General features: G+C 71.4%; 11 protein-coding genes and 1 pseudogene. 10 read left to right on the top strand and 2 right to left on the bottom strand.

Annotation, left to right across the window (positions count from 1 at the left end; genetic code table 11):
• The 5 genes and pseudogenes from CWC38_RS03750 to CWC38_RS03730 all read left to right on the top strand — a co-directional run.
• Positions 1–453, top strand: a pseudogene (locus CWC38_RS03750) (MauE/DoxX family redox-associated membrane protein); the annotation flags it as partial.
• Between the two features lie 97 nt (positions 454–550).
• The gene (locus CWC38_RS03745; protein WP_165860330.1) at positions 551–2,239 is read left to right on the top strand and encodes a DUF885 domain-containing protein; all 1,689 of its coding nucleotides are present in this window, start codon (positions 551–553) and stop codon (positions 2,237–2,239) included.
• 104 nt (positions 2,240–2,343) lie between these two features.
• Complete coding sequence (locus CWC38_RS03740) at positions 2,344–3,813, top strand: dicarboxylate/amino acid:cation symporter (protein ID WP_121845487.1); 1,470 nt, start codon at positions 2,344–2,346, stop codon at positions 3,811–3,813.
• A 174-nt stretch (positions 3,814–3,987) separates the two neighbouring features.
• Positions 3,988–5,511 carry an acetaldehyde dehydrogenase ExaC gene (exaC, locus tag CWC38_RS03735; protein ID WP_121845486.1) on the top strand — a complete coding sequence of 508 codons (1,524 nt, stop codon included), beginning with the start codon at positions 3,988–3,990 and terminating at the stop codon, positions 5,509–5,511.
• 20 nt (positions 5,512–5,531) lie between these two features.
• On the top strand, positions 5,532–6,032 hold the full coding sequence (locus CWC38_RS03730) for a DUF779 domain-containing protein (protein WP_121845485.1): 501 nt from the start codon (positions 5,532–5,534) through the stop codon (positions 6,030–6,032).
• Positions 6,033–6,262: 230 nt separating this feature from the next.
• Here CWC38_RS03730 and CWC38_RS03725 read toward each other — a convergent pair whose 3' ends face one another.
• The gene (locus tag CWC38_RS03725) at positions 6,263–7,396 is read right to left on the bottom strand and encodes a hypothetical protein (RefSeq protein WP_165860329.1); all 1,134 of its coding nucleotides are present in this window, start codon (positions 7,394–7,396) and stop codon (positions 6,263–6,265) included.
• A 376-nt stretch (positions 7,397–7,772) separates the two neighbouring features.
• On the opposite strand from CWC38_RS03725, the gene CWC38_RS03720 reads away from it, so the two are divergent.
• The 3 genes from CWC38_RS03720 (at position 7,773) to CWC38_RS03710 (ending at position 11,921) form a co-directional block, all read left to right on the top strand.
• Positions 7,773–8,411, top strand: a complete 639-nt coding sequence (locus CWC38_RS03720) for a Maf family protein (RefSeq protein ID WP_121845484.1) — start codon at positions 7,773–7,775, stop codon at positions 8,409–8,411.
• Between the two features lie 104 nt (positions 8,412–8,515).
• On the top strand, positions 8,516–10,321 hold the full coding sequence (locus CWC38_RS03715; RefSeq protein ID WP_121845483.1) for an acetyl/propionyl/methylcrotonyl-CoA carboxylase subunit alpha: 1,806 nt from the start codon (positions 8,516–8,518) through the stop codon (positions 10,319–10,321).
• 190 nt (positions 10,322–10,511) lie between these two features.
• Positions 10,512–11,921 carry an MFS transporter gene (locus CWC38_RS03710; protein WP_121845482.1) on the top strand — a complete coding sequence of 470 codons (1,410 nt, stop codon included), beginning with the start codon at positions 10,512–10,514 and terminating at the stop codon, positions 11,919–11,921.
• Here the strand turns inward: CWC38_RS03710 and CWC38_RS03705 are convergent.
• Complete coding sequence (locus CWC38_RS03705; RefSeq protein ID WP_240625033.1) at positions 11,839–13,221, bottom strand: NAD(P)H-quinone dehydrogenase; 1,383 nt, start codon at positions 13,219–13,221, stop codon at positions 11,839–11,841. The genes CWC38_RS03710 and CWC38_RS03705 overlap by 83 nt on opposite strands.
• Positions 13,222–13,296: 75 nt before the next feature.
• On the opposite strand from CWC38_RS03705, the gene CWC38_RS03700 reads away from it, so the two are divergent.
• The gene (locus tag CWC38_RS03700; protein ID WP_121845481.1) at positions 13,297–14,112 is read left to right on the top strand and encodes a purine-nucleoside phosphorylase; all 816 of its coding nucleotides are present in this window, start codon (positions 13,297–13,299) and stop codon (positions 14,110–14,112) included.
• 106 nt (positions 14,113–14,218) lie between these two features.
• Entirely contained in the window at positions 14,219–14,656 is a 438-nt protein-coding gene (locus tag CWC38_RS03695) for a hypothetical protein (RefSeq protein WP_121845480.1), read from the top strand.
• Positions 14,657–15,056 lie beyond the last annotated feature (400 nt).

The following is a 15,056-nucleotide window of genomic DNA, read 5'->3' as shown; positions in this document are numbered from 1 at the left end:
GTCCCGTACCCGCCGGCCGAGACCCCCGCGGCAGCTGAGCCGTACCGCCCTCGCCTGCCCATCCCCTGGGCGGTGCTGCGGGACGCCTCCGGTGCCACCGTGACCCTGCGGGGGCTGGCCGCGACGCATGCCCGGGCCCTGGTGGGGGTGAGCTCCACGTGCGGGTGGTGCGCGCCCGTGGTGGAACGGATCGTCGCACTCTCCGGCAGCACGGGGCCCGTGGCACTGCACGCCGTCGTCCCGGAGCCCGACGAGCTCGAGCGGATCCCCGGGGCCCTGCGAGAGGCGGCGCTCGTGGACGCGCACCGGGACCTCGTGACCGTGTTCGAGCGTCCGGGCACCCCCTGGGCCGTGGTGCTCGGGGCGGACGGGCTGCTCGCGGGCGGGCCCGTGTCCGGCAGCGGACCCGTGATCGAGCTGCTGGACGAGCTCGCGGAGCGCTTCGGCGCGTGACGCACGGCAATCCGCCGCGTCCGCCCGGATGTGACTAGGGTTACATTCCGTGACGACACCTGAGACCACACCCCAGACCCCGGAGCCCCTCGCACCCATGGGCTCCATCCACCGCGAGAAGACCCCGGCGGACGAGCTCGCGGAGAGCTACTTCCACGAGCGGCTGACCCTGGACCCGAGCGAGGCCACCTTCCACGGCTTCCCCGGGCACGAGACCGAGTACCCGGACTTCGGCCCGGCCGGGCGCGAGGCCGCCGCGGAACTGGTGCGCCGGACCCTCGCCCGCCTGGACCGTGTGGAGCCGCGGGACGACGTGGACCGTGTGACCCTGCACGCCCTGCGCAACGACCTCGAGCTGCAGCGGGACCTCCACGACGCCAACCTGGACGTGTCCGTGGTGAACAACATCGAGTCCCCCGTGCAGGGCATCCGCCAGGTCCTGGACGCCATGCCGCGCGAGACCGAGCAGGACTGGCGCCACATCGCCGGGCGCATGGCCAACGTGCCCGCAGCCCTGACCCAGTACCGCGAGGGACTCGACGAGGCCGTCTCCCTGAACCGTCCGCCGTCGGCCCCGCAGATCGTGGAGGCCTCCCAGCAGGCCGAGCAGTACGCGTCCGACGAGGGCTTCTTCGCCACGCTGGCCGCGGACCCGAGCGCCCCCGAGGACCTCCGCGAGGAGCTCGCCCGCGCCGCCGACGCCGCCCGCCGGGCCTACCGTGACATCGCCCGGACCCTGCGCGAGGACTTCGCCCCCGTGGCCCGTCCGTCCGACGCGTGCGGGCTCGAGGACTACCGGTTGCACCTCGCCTCGTTCCTGGGCGCGCGCCGCGAGCCCCGGGAGATCTACGACTGGGCCGTGGAGCGGCTCATCGCCCTGGACTCCGAGCAGCGGGACGTCGCGGACCGGATCCAGCCCGGCGCGAGCATCCAGGAGGCCATGGCCGCACTGAACGCGGACCCGGCACGCCAGCTGCACTCCCCCGAGGAGCTGCGGGCGTGGATGCAGCAGCTCTCGGACACCGCCCTGGACGCGCTGGCGGACACCCAGTTCGAGATCACGGAGCCCATGCGCACGCTGGAGTGCCGCATCGCCCCCACCCAGGACGGGATCATCTACTACACCCCGCCCAGCGCGGACTTCTCCCGTCCCGGGCGCATGTGGTGGTCCGTGCCGGAGGGCGTGAGCCAGCACAACACGTGGGAGGAGACCACCACCGTCTACCACGAGGGCATCCCGGGCCACCACCTGCAGTGCGCCACGGCGCTGGCCAACGCCGGGGAGCTCAACGAGTGGCGCCGCATGGGGATCTGGGTCTCCGGCCACGGCGAGGGCTGGGCCCTGTACGCCGAGCGCCTCATGGACGAGCTCGGGTTCCTGGACGACCCCGGGGACCGGATGGGCATGCTCGACTCGCAGCGGCTGCGCACCATCCGCGTGATCTTCGACGTGGGCTTCCACTGCGGCTTCGAGATCCCGGAGGCCCTCGGCGACATGCTCGGCGGCGCCCGCGCCGGTGAGGTCTGGACCCCCGAGGACGGCTGGAAGTTCCTGCGCCACAACGTGGCCATGGCCGAGTCCACCCTGCGCTTCGAGTGGCTGCGCTACATGGGCTGGCCCGGGCAGGCGCCCTCCTACCGCGTGGGGCTGCAGATGTGGCTCGACGCCCGCGAGCAGGCCATGGCGCGGGAGGGTGAGGACTTCGACCTCAAGCGCTTCCACAGCCGTGCGCTGCGCCTGGGCTCCGTGGGTTTGGACACACTCACGTACGCACTGGCGCTCTAGGCCGCGATCCCCCGGGGAACTCCCGTTGCTCGCCCGCAGAACGGGCGTCACAGTTCGTCATGCGGCCTGGGCGGTCCACACCGCCCAGGCCTACTGTGACCAACATGAATTCCGCAGAAAGTACCCGGCGTCTCCCGCGGTGGACGACGTCCTTCGGGTGGCAGATCCTCGCAGCGCTCGTCCTGGGTGTCCTCCTCGGGTCCCTGGCCGCCGCCATCGGCGGGGACCCGGAGGAGGACCCCAACTGGCTCATGACCACGCTGGACACCATCGGCTCCAGCTACGTGACCATTCTCAAGGCCGCGGTGGTCCCCCTCGTGGTGACCGCCGTGATCACCTCCATCGCGAACCTGCGTGACGTCTCCAACGCGGCGCGGCTGGCGTGGAAGACCCTCATGTGGTTCGCCATCACCTCGCTGATCGCCGTGGTGATCGGCATGGTGCTCGCCGTGGTCGCGCAGCCCGGAGTGGGCACGGGGCAGGCGCAGCCCGAGGCGTACTCCGGCACGGAGGGCTCGTGGCTCGCGTTCCTCAAGGGCCTGATCCCCGTGAACTTCCTGGGTCTGGAGACCACCTCGAAGGTCCTGGACCCGGAGACCGTGACCACCAAGGTCAACTTCAACGTCCTGCAGATCCTGGTGGTCTCCCTGGTGGTGGGCATTGCCGCCCTGAAGGTGGGCAAGGAGGCCGAGCCGTTCCTGCGGCTCATGAAGTCGGGGCTGGCCATCATGCAGAAGGTGGTCTGGTGGATCATCCGCCTGGCGCCGCTGGGCACCCTGGGGCTGATCGGCACCGCCGTGTTCGAGTACGGCTGGACCTCCATGGGCTCGCTCGTGAAGTTCGTGCTCACCGTGTACGCCGGGCTGCTGCTCGTGGCGTTCGTGGTCTACCCCGTGCTGCTCAGGCTCAACGGGCTGTCCGTGAAGCAGTTCTTCGCCGGCGTGTGGCCCGCCATGCAGCTGGGCTTCGTGTCCCGCTCCTCCCTGGGCACCATGCCCGTGACCCAGCGCGTGAGCGAGTCCAACCTGGGTGTGCCCTCCCACTACGCCTCGTTCGTGATCCCGCTGGGCGCCACCACCAAGATGGACGGCTGCGCGGCCGTGTACCCCGCCGTGGCCGCCATCTTCGTGGCCCAGTTCTACGGCGTGGACCTCACGCCCATGCACTTCGTGCTGATCGCGCTCGTCTCGGTCCTGGGCTCGGCCGCGACGGCCGGGACCACGGGTGCCACCGTGATGCTCACGCTCACCCTGTCCACCCTGGGCCTGCCGCTGGACGGCGTGGGGCTGCTGCTCGCCGTGGACCCCATCCTGGACATGGGCCGCACCGCACTGAACGTCACCGGCCAGGCGCTCGTGGCCACCATCGTCTCCCACCGGGAGGGCATCCTCGACCGGCCGCGCTACGACGCGCCGCTCTCCGGGCGCCCCTTCAAGGACGACGACGCCGCCACGGCCCCGGACGCCTCCCTCCCCGTTCCGGAGCCGGTGGGCGCAGGCGCCGCCGCTGGTGCCGAAGCCGGAGCCCACGCGGCCACCCCCGTCCCCGAGACGGACGGGCAGCGCACCGAGTAGCACGCCGCAGCGCCACGATCTGCGGGCGCAGGGCGGTCCGGGTTGCTCCCGGGCCGCCCTGCCGCATGATGGGAGCCGCGAGGTGCTGCGAGTGCCGCACGGACCCCTGGTTGCGCGTCCGACAGCGGGCCTATGATGTGATGCACGTCATACGACAACCACAGGACGGTCACCATGAGCGTGTACGCACAGCCCGGCAAGGACGGCTCCGTCGTCTCCTTCAAGCCCCGGTACGAGCACTTCATCGGCGGGGCGTGGGGGCCCCCGGTCAAGGGTCGGTACTTCGAGGACGTCACCCCCGTCACGGGGCAGCCCTTCACGGAGGTGGGGCGCGGAACGGCCGAGGACGTCGAGGCGGCGCTGGACGCCGCCTGGGCCGCGGCGCCGTCGTGGAACGCGTCCACGCCCACGCAGCGCGCGATCATGCTCAACAGGATCGCGGACCGCATGGAGGAGAACCTCGAGCTGATCGCGGTGGCCGAGACCTGGGACAACGGCAAGCCGGTGCGGGAGACGCTCAACGCGGACATCCCCCTCGCCATCGACCACTTCCGGTACTTCGCCGGCGCCATCCGCGCGCAGGAGGGACACCTGTCCCAGCTGGACGAGGACACCGTGGCGTACCACTTCCACGAGCCCCTGGGAGTGGTGGGCCAGATCATCCCCTGGAACTTCCCCATCCTCATGGCCGTGTGGAAGCTCGCCCCGGCGCTGGCGGCGGGCAACTGCGTGGTGCTCAAGCCCGCCGAGCAGACCCCGGCCTCCATCCTGGTGCTCATGGAGCTGATCCAGGACCTGATCCCGGACGGCGTGGTGAACATCGTCAACGGCTTCGGCGTGGAGTGCGGCAAGCCGCTCGCGTCCAACAGGCGGATCCGCAAGATCGCGTTCACGGGTGAGACCACCACGGGGCGGCTGATCATGCAGTACGCCTCGGAGAACATCATCCCCGTGACCCTGGAGCTGGGCGGGAAGTCCCCCAACATCTTCTTCGAGGACGTGGCCCGCGAGCGCGACGGCTTCTACGACAAGGCGCTGGAGGGCTTCGCGTTCTTCGCCCTGAACTCGGGCGAGGTGTGCACGTGCCCCTCGCGGGCCCTGGTGCAGGAGTCCATCTACGACTCCTTCCTGGCGGACGGCATCGAGCGCGTGAAGCAGATCAAGGCCGGCAACCCGCTGGACACGGACACCATGATCGGCGCGCAGGCCTCCACCGACCAGCTGGAGAAGATCCTTTCCTACCTGGACATCGGCAGGAAGGAGGGCGCCAAGGTCCTCGTGGGCGGGCAGCGCGCGGAGCTCGAGGGCGACCTCTCCGGCGGGTACTACGTGCAGCCCACGGTGTTCGAGGGCACCAACGACATGCGGATCTTCCAGGAGGAGATCTTCGGGCCGGTGCTCTCGGTCGCGAAGTTCGCCTCCTACGAGGACGCCATCGGGATTGCCAACGACACCCTCTACGGGTTGGGCGCGGGTGTGTGGTCCCGTGACGGCAACACCGCCTACCGGGCCGGGCGGGCCATCCAGTCCGGGCGCGTGTGGGTGAACCAGTACCACAGCTACCCCGCGCACTCGGCGTTCGGCGGGTACAAGTCCTCGGGCATCGGGCGGGAGAACCACCTGATGATGCTGGACCACTACCAGCAGACCAAGAACATGCTCGTCTCCTACACCGAGACGCCGCAGGGCTTCTTCTAGACCGGAACGGCGGGAAGCACATGGCAGAGCAGGCAGCGCGGGGAGCGACCGGGGCCCCGGGACGCACGGAACCGGGCACGAACGGGGGCACCGGCGTCGGCCCGGCAGGGATCGACGTGGCGCTGGAGGCCGCTCCGGCCGTGCCCGGGGAGACCGCGTCCCGGGTGGGCTTCACGGCCGCCGCGGTGGATCTGGTGCGCGAGCTGTGGCGGGAGCACGGCCCCCTGATGTTCCACCAGTCCGGGGGTTGCTGCGACGGCTCCGCGCCCATGTGCTTCCCCGCCGGGGAGTTCCGCACGGGGGACGCGGACGTGCTGCTGGGAACCGCGCACCTCACCACGGCAGCGGGTGGCGACCTCGGCCCCGTGGAGTTCTGGATCTCCGCGGAGCAGTTCGAGGCGTGGCGCCGGACCCGGCTCGTGATCGACGCCGTCCCCGGGCGGGGCTCCGGGTTCTCCCTGGAGACCCCCACGGGGCACCGCTTCCTGACCCGCAGCGAGCTGTGCACCGTGGCGCCCTGAACCGGCGCTCACGCGGGGCACTGGGCAGATCCGAGATCCCCTGGCGGCGCGGGCGGAGTTGGCCCATCCCGAGATCCAGGCGGTGGCGCGCTCACGGGGTGGATGCGCTGCTGGTCACGGGGCGCGCTGCGGACCCCCACCTCCGGATCATCCGCGCGAGCCTTCGGGGCGCCCGGGCAGAACGGCTCCCGCGAAGACACGGTGGTGCTGTCAGGCAACCCCACGTCGGTTCAGGGGCCTCCTCCGGGCGAGGACCACGCCCGCACTCCTGAGCACAGCCACGGCGCCACCCGACGGGACCACTTCTCACGGGGCACGGTTCCAGCCGGTCTCTGCCCTGCCCGGAGGGGAACGAGCGCCCGCCCGCAGACCACGCCCGCAGCATCCGGCCCGCCGAGCTCACGCGGGGTCCCCGCGCGATTCGACCAGCGCTCCGGAAGCCTCGCTTCGAGCGCGCTGACCCGACTGACCCCCGCCATCAGGGGCAGCCCCTGCACCGGGCGCAAGTGGGCCCGCGGCCCCAGCACGTCGGCGAGTTGATTCGTGAGCACGAGCTGGGCATCGAAGTCCCCGACCCGCTCCGACAGGTGGCGCAGCAACGCACGGTCGGTGTGGACGTCGTCCGCCACGATCACGGTGCGCAGCCCGGTCTCGTCCAGGAGCTGGGGAAGGCGGTCCCAGTGGCGCAGGTTGCACACCACCGTGCCGTCCGCGAGCGCGAGCGCACCCGGGGCGTCCGGTTCGGCGCAGGCGATGGCGCTCACGCGGTAGCCGGCTGCGGGGGTTGCGCGGATGCGCTCGGCCGCCCAGGTCACGCCGGCTCGGGAACCGATCAGCAGTGAGTCCTCGATCATGGCACCGCCACGGCGCATGCGCACGAGCACCTGACGCATGCCCCGGCGACCGACGAGCAGCAGGACCACACCCAGCGACAGGGCAGTGAAGAGGAAGCCACGGGCGACGTCCATCCGCATGAGCACAGCCACCGCGGACAGCACACCACCCAGCATGAACGCGGCGTGGGCTACACGGCGGTACTCGTCACCCCCGATGCCCAGCAGGGCGTGCGAGTACGCCCCGCAGACCACGAGGGCGAGGATCCAGCTCGCGCCGATCAGCGTCGCGAGGAACGGGGGGCTGAGCCAGGCCACCCCCGTCTCCGCGACGGACGCGGCGCCGTCGGGCCTGAGCGTGGTGGCCACGACCATGGCGGTGCCCACGGCGAGGACATCGCACAGCAGGGCAAGACGTCGGTACGGGACCCACCACGGGTGGTGCGGGCGGGGAGATACGTCCCGGCCCATCACGGCGCGCAGGAGGCTGCTCCGCGAACCGACGGGGTTTCTTGCCTCACCCAGGCTCATGCAGCCACCTCCCAGCCCACGGAATTCACACGCCACTCTAACCATGCCCATGCATGTGCGTGCACCTGTCCCCATGTCTGACGTGCTTCTTCCCCCGGGGCTCGGGGCCCCGGGCCCGGGGAAGCGGCGGTGCCTGAGCCCGCGGCGACGCCAGGCGACGGGGGTCGCCCGCGCGCTGCGCAGCCGAGCGGGCGCCGTCGGCCGAGGACCGCGCGATCCACCGCATGCGACCGGGGCGGCTGCCCGTGACGGTCGCACCGGGTTCGCGGACAGCCCGCACGCGGACCACCCCACCAAGGAGGCCGTGGCGCACCTGGTGCGCCCGGGCGTTCTGCACCCCGGGCCCGCCCTCGGCCGAGCGCCGTAGAGTGGCGGGGTGGAACCCTCACTCGTGCTCGCATCCCAGTCCCCGGGCCGCGCGGGCCTCCTGCAGAAGGCCTGCATCCCCTTCGACACCGTGGTCTCCCACGTGGACGAGGACGCCGTGGTGGCGGCGGAGGGCCCGCTCTCCCCTCCGGACACCGCCCTGCGCCTGGCGCGTGCCAAGGCCGAGGCCGTGGCCGCCCTCCCCGGCGGCTTCGGGCGTCTCGTGCTGGGCTGCGACTCGGTGTTCGAGCTGGACGGGCGGTGCTACGGCAAGCCGCACGATCCCGCGGTGGCCGTGGAGCGCATCGGCGCCATGAGCGGCCGGGTGGGCACCCTGCACACCGGCCACTGGCTCGTGGACGCCCGCCGGGCCCCGGCGCTGGGCGAGGGCTCCATCCGCTCGGCGCACGTGCACTTCGCACCGCTGAGCGCCCAGGAGATCCGGGACTACGTGGCCACGGGCGAACCCCTCGAGGTCGCAGGCTCCTTCACCCTGGACGGGCGCGGCTCGCTGTTCATCGAGCGGGTGGACGGGGACCCGAACGCCGTGATCGGGCTGAGCCTCGCGGCGGTCCGCGAGCTGCTGCGCGCGGTGGGTGTGTCGATGACCTCGTGGTGGGACGCCACGGCACAGCGCAGCCCGTCCTGAGTTGTAGGACTCCCACACATCCCGCGCCCCGGCCCCGCCACACTTAGGCGTTCCCCCGCGCGGGGCACTAATCTTTCGGCAGAGAGTCGACAAGGAGTTCTGACGTGACAACCACCCCAGGGCAGGCAGACGCCGCCGCAACCCGTCCCCTCACCAAGGTCCTCGTGGCCAACCGCGGGGAGATCGCGGTGCGCGTGATCCGCGCCGCCCGTGACGAGGGCATCGCCTCCGTGGCGGTGTACGCGGACCCGGACCGGGACGCGCTGCACGTGCGCATGGCGGACGAGGCCTACTCCCTGGGCGGAACCACCGCGGCGGACTCCTACCTGCGCATTGACAAGGTGCTCGACGCCGCGCGGCGCTCGGGCGCCGACGCCGTCCATCCCGGCTACGGCTTCCTCTCCGAGAACGCCGAGTTCGCCGCCGCCGTCATCAGCGCGGGCCTCACGTGGATCGGCCCGCCGCCCGCGGCGATCGCCCAGCTCGGCGACAAGGTGGCCGCGCGCCACATCGCCGAGAAGGTCAACGCCCCGCAGGTGCCCGGCACACCGGACCCGGTGTCCTCCGCACAGGAAGTGCTCGACTTCGCGGACGAGCACGGCCTGCCCATTGCCATCAAGGCGGCCTTCGGCGGCGGCGGCCGCGGCATCAAGGTGGTCCGTGAGCGGGACGCCATCCCCGAGCTGTACGAGTCCGCCGTGCGCGAGGCCACCGCGGCCTTCGGTCGTGGCGAGTGCTTCGTGGAACGCTTCCTGGACGCGCCCCGCCACGTGGAGACCCAGTGCCTCGCGGACCAGTACGGCAACGTCGTGGTGGTCTCCACCCGCGACTGCTCCCTGCAGCGCCGCAACCAGAAGCTCGTGGAGGAGGCCCCCGCCCCGTTCCTGAGCGAGGAGCAGAACCGTCGGCTCTACGAGTCCTCCAAGGCCATCCTGCGCGAAGCCGCGTACCAGGGCGCCGGCACGTGCGAGTTCCTGGTGGGCCAGGACGGCACCATCTCCTTCCTGGAGGTCAACACCCGCCTGCAGGTGGAGCACCCCGTGTCCGAGGAGGTCTCCGGCCTGGACCTCGTGCGTGAGCAGTTCCGCATCGCCCGCGGCGAGGCGTTGGGCTACGACGACCCCGAGATCCGCGGGCACAGCTTCGAGTTCCGCATCAACGGCGAGGACGCGGGCCGCAACTTCATGCCCTCCCCCGGCACCCTCACCACGTTCACGGTGCCCTCCGGACCCGGCGTGCGCGTGGACTCCGGTGTGGAGGCCGGTGAGACCGTGGGCGGCAGCTTCGACTCCATGCTGGCCAAGCTCATCGTGACCGGTGCCACGCGCACCCAGGCACTGGAGCGCTCCCGCCGGGCGCTGCAGGAGCTCACCATCGAGGGCATGCCCACCGTGGTGCCGTTCCACCGCGCCGTGGTCTCGGACCCGGCGTTCGCCACGCCGGACGACACCCCGTTCACCGTGCACACCCGGTGGATCGAGACCGAGTTCGACAACCAGATCGAGCCTTTCTCGGCCGCCCCCGAGCCCTCCGCGGAGGAGCCCGAGCGCCAGAGCATCGTGGTGGAGGTGGGCGGCAAGCGCCTGGAGGTCACCATGCCCCAGCTCGCGGGAGCCGCGCGTCCCGCCGCCGCCCCGCCCAAGGCCCGCAAGCAGCGTGCCGCCCGGGGCGGGGCTGCCGCCCGCGGTACCTCCGGCGACTCCCTGACATCCCCCATGCAGGGCACGATCGTGAAGATCGCCGCGTCCAACGGGGACGAGGTGGCCGAGGGTGATCTGATCGTGGTGCTCGAGGCCATGAAGATGGAGCAGCCGCTGACCGCCCACAAGTCCGGCACCGTCAAGGACCTGGACGTCTCCGAGGGGGACACGGTCTCCGCGGGCACCGTGCTTGCGAGCATCGTCTCCTGAGCCCGCGCGCCTCCGAGGCCCCGCACCGCCGCCCCGCCGGTGGGGTCCGGGGCCTCGCGCCTGCCGGCGTCCGGCCACAACATCGGCCGTCAAGAGGTTGTCTCACGATGCGGACACCCGAGTTCACCATGCGGTCACCGCACCTCTATCTTGTAGACATTCTTCGATCCGTCTTCGTGTGAGGTGCACCATGTCTTCAACCGCGTCCCCCGTGGAATCCGGTCCCCCCGCGGCCCCCGTCCGCGTGCCCAAGAGCCGCGTGATCCTGGCGTCCCTCGTGGGCACGACCATCGAGTTCTACGACTTCTACGTCTACGCGACCGCCGCCGTCGCGGTCTTCCCCGCCCTGTTCTTCACGGGTCACGACGACACCGCCAAGCTGTTGGCCTCCATGGCCACGTTCGCCGCGGCGTTCTTCGGCCGGCCCATCGGCGCCGTGATCTTCGGCCACTACGGTGACCGGATCGGGCGCAAGGCCACGCTCATCGGCGCGCTGCTCACCATGGGCATCGCCACGTTCCTGATCGGCGTGCTGCCCACGTACTACCAGATCGGAATCTGGGCTCCGCTGATCCTCACCATCCTGCGCTTCTGCCAGGGCGTGGGCCTCGGTGGCGAGTGGTCCGGCGCGTCCCTGCTGGCCACCGAGTACGCCGAGGAGGGCAAGCGTGCCCGCGCGGCCATGTGGCCGCAGCTGGGTGCCCCGTTCGGTTTCATCCTGGCCAACGGGTTCTTCCTGCTGCTCACGGTCGTCATGCAGTTCGGCACCGCGGGCCAGGGCCTCGGCACCGACCACCCTTTCCTGGCGTGGGGCTGGCGCATCCCGTTCCTGGCCTCCGTGGTGATCGTGCTGCTGGGCCTGTGGGTGCGCGTGAAGCTCGAGGAGACCCCGGTCTTCCAGCAGGCGGAGAAGCGCGGCGAGAAGGTCCAGGCGCCGGTGCTCGTCGTGTTCAAGACCTCGTGGGTGCAGATCGTCCAGGGCACGTTCATCATGCTCGCCACCTACGTGCTCTTCTACCTGATGACCGCGTGGGTGCTCTCCTACGGCATCGGCAAGCCCGCCGCGGGTGGACTGGGCATCCAGTACCGCACGTTCCTGGTGCTCCAGCTGCTCGCCGTCCTGCTGTTCGCCGCCATGGTCCCGGTGTCCGGGTGGCTCGCGGACCGCTACGGACGCCGCTCCTCGCAGCTGGTGATCACCGCCGCGATCCTGGTCTTCGGTCTCGCGTTCGGCCTGATCATGGACCCCGCGCTCGTGGGCACGGGTGAGAGCGCCTCCCTGGCCCGGGTGCTGGTCTTCCTCACCGTGGGCATGACGCTCATGGGCCTGACGTTCGGCTCGATGTCCGCGATCCTGCCCGAGCTGTTCCCCACCAACGTGCGCTACACCGGCTCCGGGATCGCCTACAACGTCGCGTCGATCCTGGGCGCGGCCATCACCCCGTTCATTGCCGTGAAGCTCAATGCGAGCTTCGGCGTGGGCTCGGTGGGCCTGTACCTGTCCTTCGCCGCCGTCATCACGCTCGTGGCCCTGTGGTTCTCCCCCGAGACCCGCCACGTGGACATGCACACCGTGGGCTCGCGGGTGGTCGTCGACTGACCCCCGCCCCCACCCGCGCTGCGGGTACGACCACGCCGCCCATCACGGTGCCGCTGCCGCGGCGCGCGAAGATCTTCACGAAGCCGTCGTCCACGGCCATCATCTTGGCGCGCGGGTTGGTGGCCAGGTTCATGGTCATGCCGGTGAACATGGCGGGGTCCGCCTCCACGTCCTGCTGGGTGATGCCCACGGACGCGATCTCGGGCGAGGTGAAGATGTTGGAGGCCACCTCGTCGGTGCGCAGCGGGTGGACCGTGTCCCCCAGGATGTGCGCCACGGCAATGCGGCCCTGCATGGCCGCGACGGACGCGAGCGGCATCACGCCAGTGCAGTCGCCCGCGGCGTAGATCCCGGGGGCGGTGGTGCGGGAGACGGTGTCCACGCGGATGTGGCCGGACTCGGTCATGGCCACGCCGGCCTCCTCCAGGCCCATGTCCGCGGTGTTGGGGATGGAGCCCACGGCCAGCAGGCAGTGCGAGCCGCGGATCTTGCGGCCGTCCGAGAGGGTGACCCGGACGCCGTCGCCGGTGTTCTCCACCGCGTCCGCGCGGGAGCGGGAGAGCACGCGCAGACCGCGGCGCTCGAAGACGTTCTCGAGCACCTGGGCGGCGTCCGTGTCCGAGCCCGGCAGCACCTGCTCGCGCGAGGAGATCAGGGTGACCTCGGAGCCCAGGCCGTTGTACGCGGAGGCGAACTCCGCGCCGGTCACGCCGGAGCCCACCACGATGAGCTTCTCGGGGATCTCGGTGAGCTGGTAGATCTGCTTCCAGTTGAAGATCCGCTCGCCGTCCGGCTTGGCGGTGTCCAGTTCGCGCGGGTGCGCGCCCACGGACACGAGGACCACGTCCGCCTTCAGCTCGTAGGGCTCGTCGTCGCCGGGCTCCACCACCACGGTGTAGCGGTCCACGATCTTGCCGCGGCCCGGCACCACGCGCACACCCACGCGCTCCAGACCGCGCTTGATGTCCCGGGACTGGGTGGCGGCCAGGCGCAGCAGGCGCACGTTCACCTTGTCCAGGTCCACACGGAGGTTGTTGAGCTCCTCGGTGGCGTCGAGGTCGTCCCCCACGTGCACACCCAGGTCACGCGCGGACGCGAAGCGGTTCATGGTGTCCGCGGACGCGATGAGCGTCTTGGACGGCACCACGTCCGTGAGCACGGCGGAGCCGCCCATGCCCTGCTCCTCCACCACGGTGACGTCCGCCCCCAGCGACGCCGCCACGAGTGCGGCCTCGTACCCGCCGGGGCCGCCGCCGATGATCACGAGCTTCTGGTCCGCGAATTCCCTCTGCACAGTCATGTCTGCCATGGGGCCCAGCCTACCGGGGCACTCCCACACGCTGACGCGGCGAGGACGCTGTCCTACAGTGGGCCCATGACCACCACCACAGAGACCACGGACCCCTTCGACCTGGCCCGGCAGGCCGCGGACGCGCTGCGCGAGCGCACCGGTGTGGCCACGCACGACGTCGCCCTCACGCTCGGCTCCGGCTGGGGCGGGGCCGCGGAGCTGATCGGCGAGACCGTGGCGGAGGTCCCCGCCCACGAGATCCCCGGCTTCTCCCGGCCCGCGCTGGAGGGCCACGGCGGCACGCTGCGCTCCATCCGGCTGGCCGGGGGCTCCCACGCCCTGGTGATCGGGGCCCGCACCCACTTCTACGAGGGCAAGGGTGTCCGCGCGGTGTCCCACGGTGTGCGCACCGCGGCCGCCGCGGGGGCGACGACCATGATCCTCACCAACGGCTGCGGCGGACTCCACCCCGAGTGGGCCCCCGGAACCCCCGTGCTGATCCGTGACCACCTCAACCTCACGGCCCGCTCCCCGCTGGAGGGCGCCACGTTCGTGGACCTCACGGACCTCTACTCCCAGCGGCTGCGGGAGCTCGCCCGCTCCGTGGACCCGTCCCTGGACGAGGGCGTCTACGCCCAGTTCCCCGGCCCGCACTACGAGACCCCGGCCGAGGTGCAGATGGCCAAGGTGCTCGGTGCGGACCTCGTGGGCATGTCCACCGCACTGGAGGCCATTGCGGCACGTCACGCCGGGCTGGAGGTCCTGGGGATGTCCCTGGTGACCAACCTCGCCGCGGGCATCGGTGCCGAGGCCCTGTCCCACGAGGAGGTGCTCGAGGCCGGCCGCGCCGCCGGGCCCCGCATCTCGCGCCTGCTCGCGGACATCGTCGCGCGGCTCTGACTCCGGCGAGGTTCCGCGGGCGAATGCCAGCGCACGCGGGCGCTACCCACTAGACTGGCGGCAGAACATTAGCGGGCCCGCTGCGGCGGTCTGAAAGGGTGAACTCATGGTCAGAAGATCAGAAGCCGAGACGAGCGCGAGCCGTCAGCACGCCGCCGGGCGCACCGCGGAGGACGGCAGCCACGCGGTGGGTGGGCAGGAGCACACCGGGCGCAACGCGCACCAGCCGCACGGCCGCCGGATGCCGCAGTACTCGGGCGAGGGCGATGTCGTGAAGAACGCCATCCTCTTCGGCGGCGGCGTCATCACCATCCTGGTGAGCCTGTACCTGTTCAGCACCTACCCGAGCAGCCCCTGGCTGTTCTTCGTCGGCATCCTGGCCTACGGTCTGGCCCTGATGGTCCCCACCCTGTTCCTCAACGGCAGCACCGCCTCCCACTCCACGGGCGGCACCGAGACCACGCTGGACCTTCCCCGCAACGCCTCCCAGATGGCCCAGCGCGCCGTGGGTGACGGGGAGCAGAAGCAGGACCGCGCCGTCTGATCCGCACCCTCCCCCGAGAGCCCCGCTCCGTCCCCGTGACGAGCGGGGCTCTCGCGCATCCCCGGGTCCGGACGACGACGCCGCGGAGCGGGCTGCGGTGGCGGGCTGCGGCGCGCCTACCCCTCGGGGTGGCTGGTGGGGCGCCGCCCGCCGAACGCCGCGGCTGCCTGACGGGCCACCGCGCGTGGTGCCGCGGGAGCCGTCGAAGGAGATGCTGTGCTGCACGAAGGGGGCGTCCGGCAGGCCCGCGGTGGCGTCCGTGAGGCGCTGTCCATCGTCCCGTGCGAGGTCTCCCGAGACCTCGTCCGTGACCGTGTGGTCCGTGCACTGCGGGACGTGGGGCACGAAAGTTGGCGCCGATGAACCCGGCGCCGCCGGTCACGAGCAGAGGGCCCAGGGT

The sequence above is a fragment of the Kocuria tytonicola genome, from assembly GCF_003687455.1.
Taxonomy (GTDB): domain Bacteria; phylum Actinomycetota; class Actinomycetes; order Actinomycetales; family Micrococcaceae; genus Kocuria; species Kocuria tytonicola.
The sequence above is the reverse complement of the archived record's forward strand: the minus strand, read 5'-3'. Positions and strand labels throughout refer to the sequence as shown.

Excerpts from the sequence above, each read along its gene's own strand:
- CWC38_RS03745 (WP_165860330.1), top strand. The coding sequence starts at position 551 with ATGGGCTCCATCCACCGCGAGAAGACCCCGGCGGACGAGCTCGCGGAG.
- CWC38_RS03740 (WP_121845487.1), top strand. The coding sequence starts at position 2,344 with ATGAATTCCGCAGAAAGTACCCGGCGTCTCCCGCGGTGGACGACGTCC.
- exaC (WP_121845486.1), top strand. The coding sequence starts at position 3,988 with ATGAGCGTGTACGCACAGCCCGGCAAGGACGGCTCCGTCGTCTCCTTC.
- CWC38_RS03730 (WP_121845485.1), top strand. The coding sequence starts at position 5,532 with ATGGCAGAGCAGGCAGCGCGGGGAGCGACCGGGGCCCCGGGACGCACG.
- CWC38_RS03725 (WP_165860329.1), bottom strand. The coding sequence starts at position 7,396 with ATGAGCCTGGGTGAGGCAAGAAACCCCGTCGGTTCGCGGAGCAGCCTC.
- CWC38_RS03710 (WP_121845482.1), top strand. The coding sequence starts at position 10,512 with ATGTCTTCAACCGCGTCCCCCGTGGAATCCGGTCCCCCCGCGGCCCCC.
- CWC38_RS03705 (WP_240625033.1), bottom strand. The coding sequence starts at position 13,221 with ATGACTGTGCAGAGGGAATTCGCGGACCAGAAGCTCGTGATCATCGGC.
- CWC38_RS03700 (WP_121845481.1), top strand. The coding sequence starts at position 13,297 with ATGACCACCACCACAGAGACCACGGACCCCTTCGACCTGGCCCGGCAG.
- CWC38_RS03695 (WP_121845480.1), top strand. The coding sequence starts at position 14,219 with ATGGTCAGAAGATCAGAAGCCGAGACGAGCGCGAGCCGTCAGCACGCC.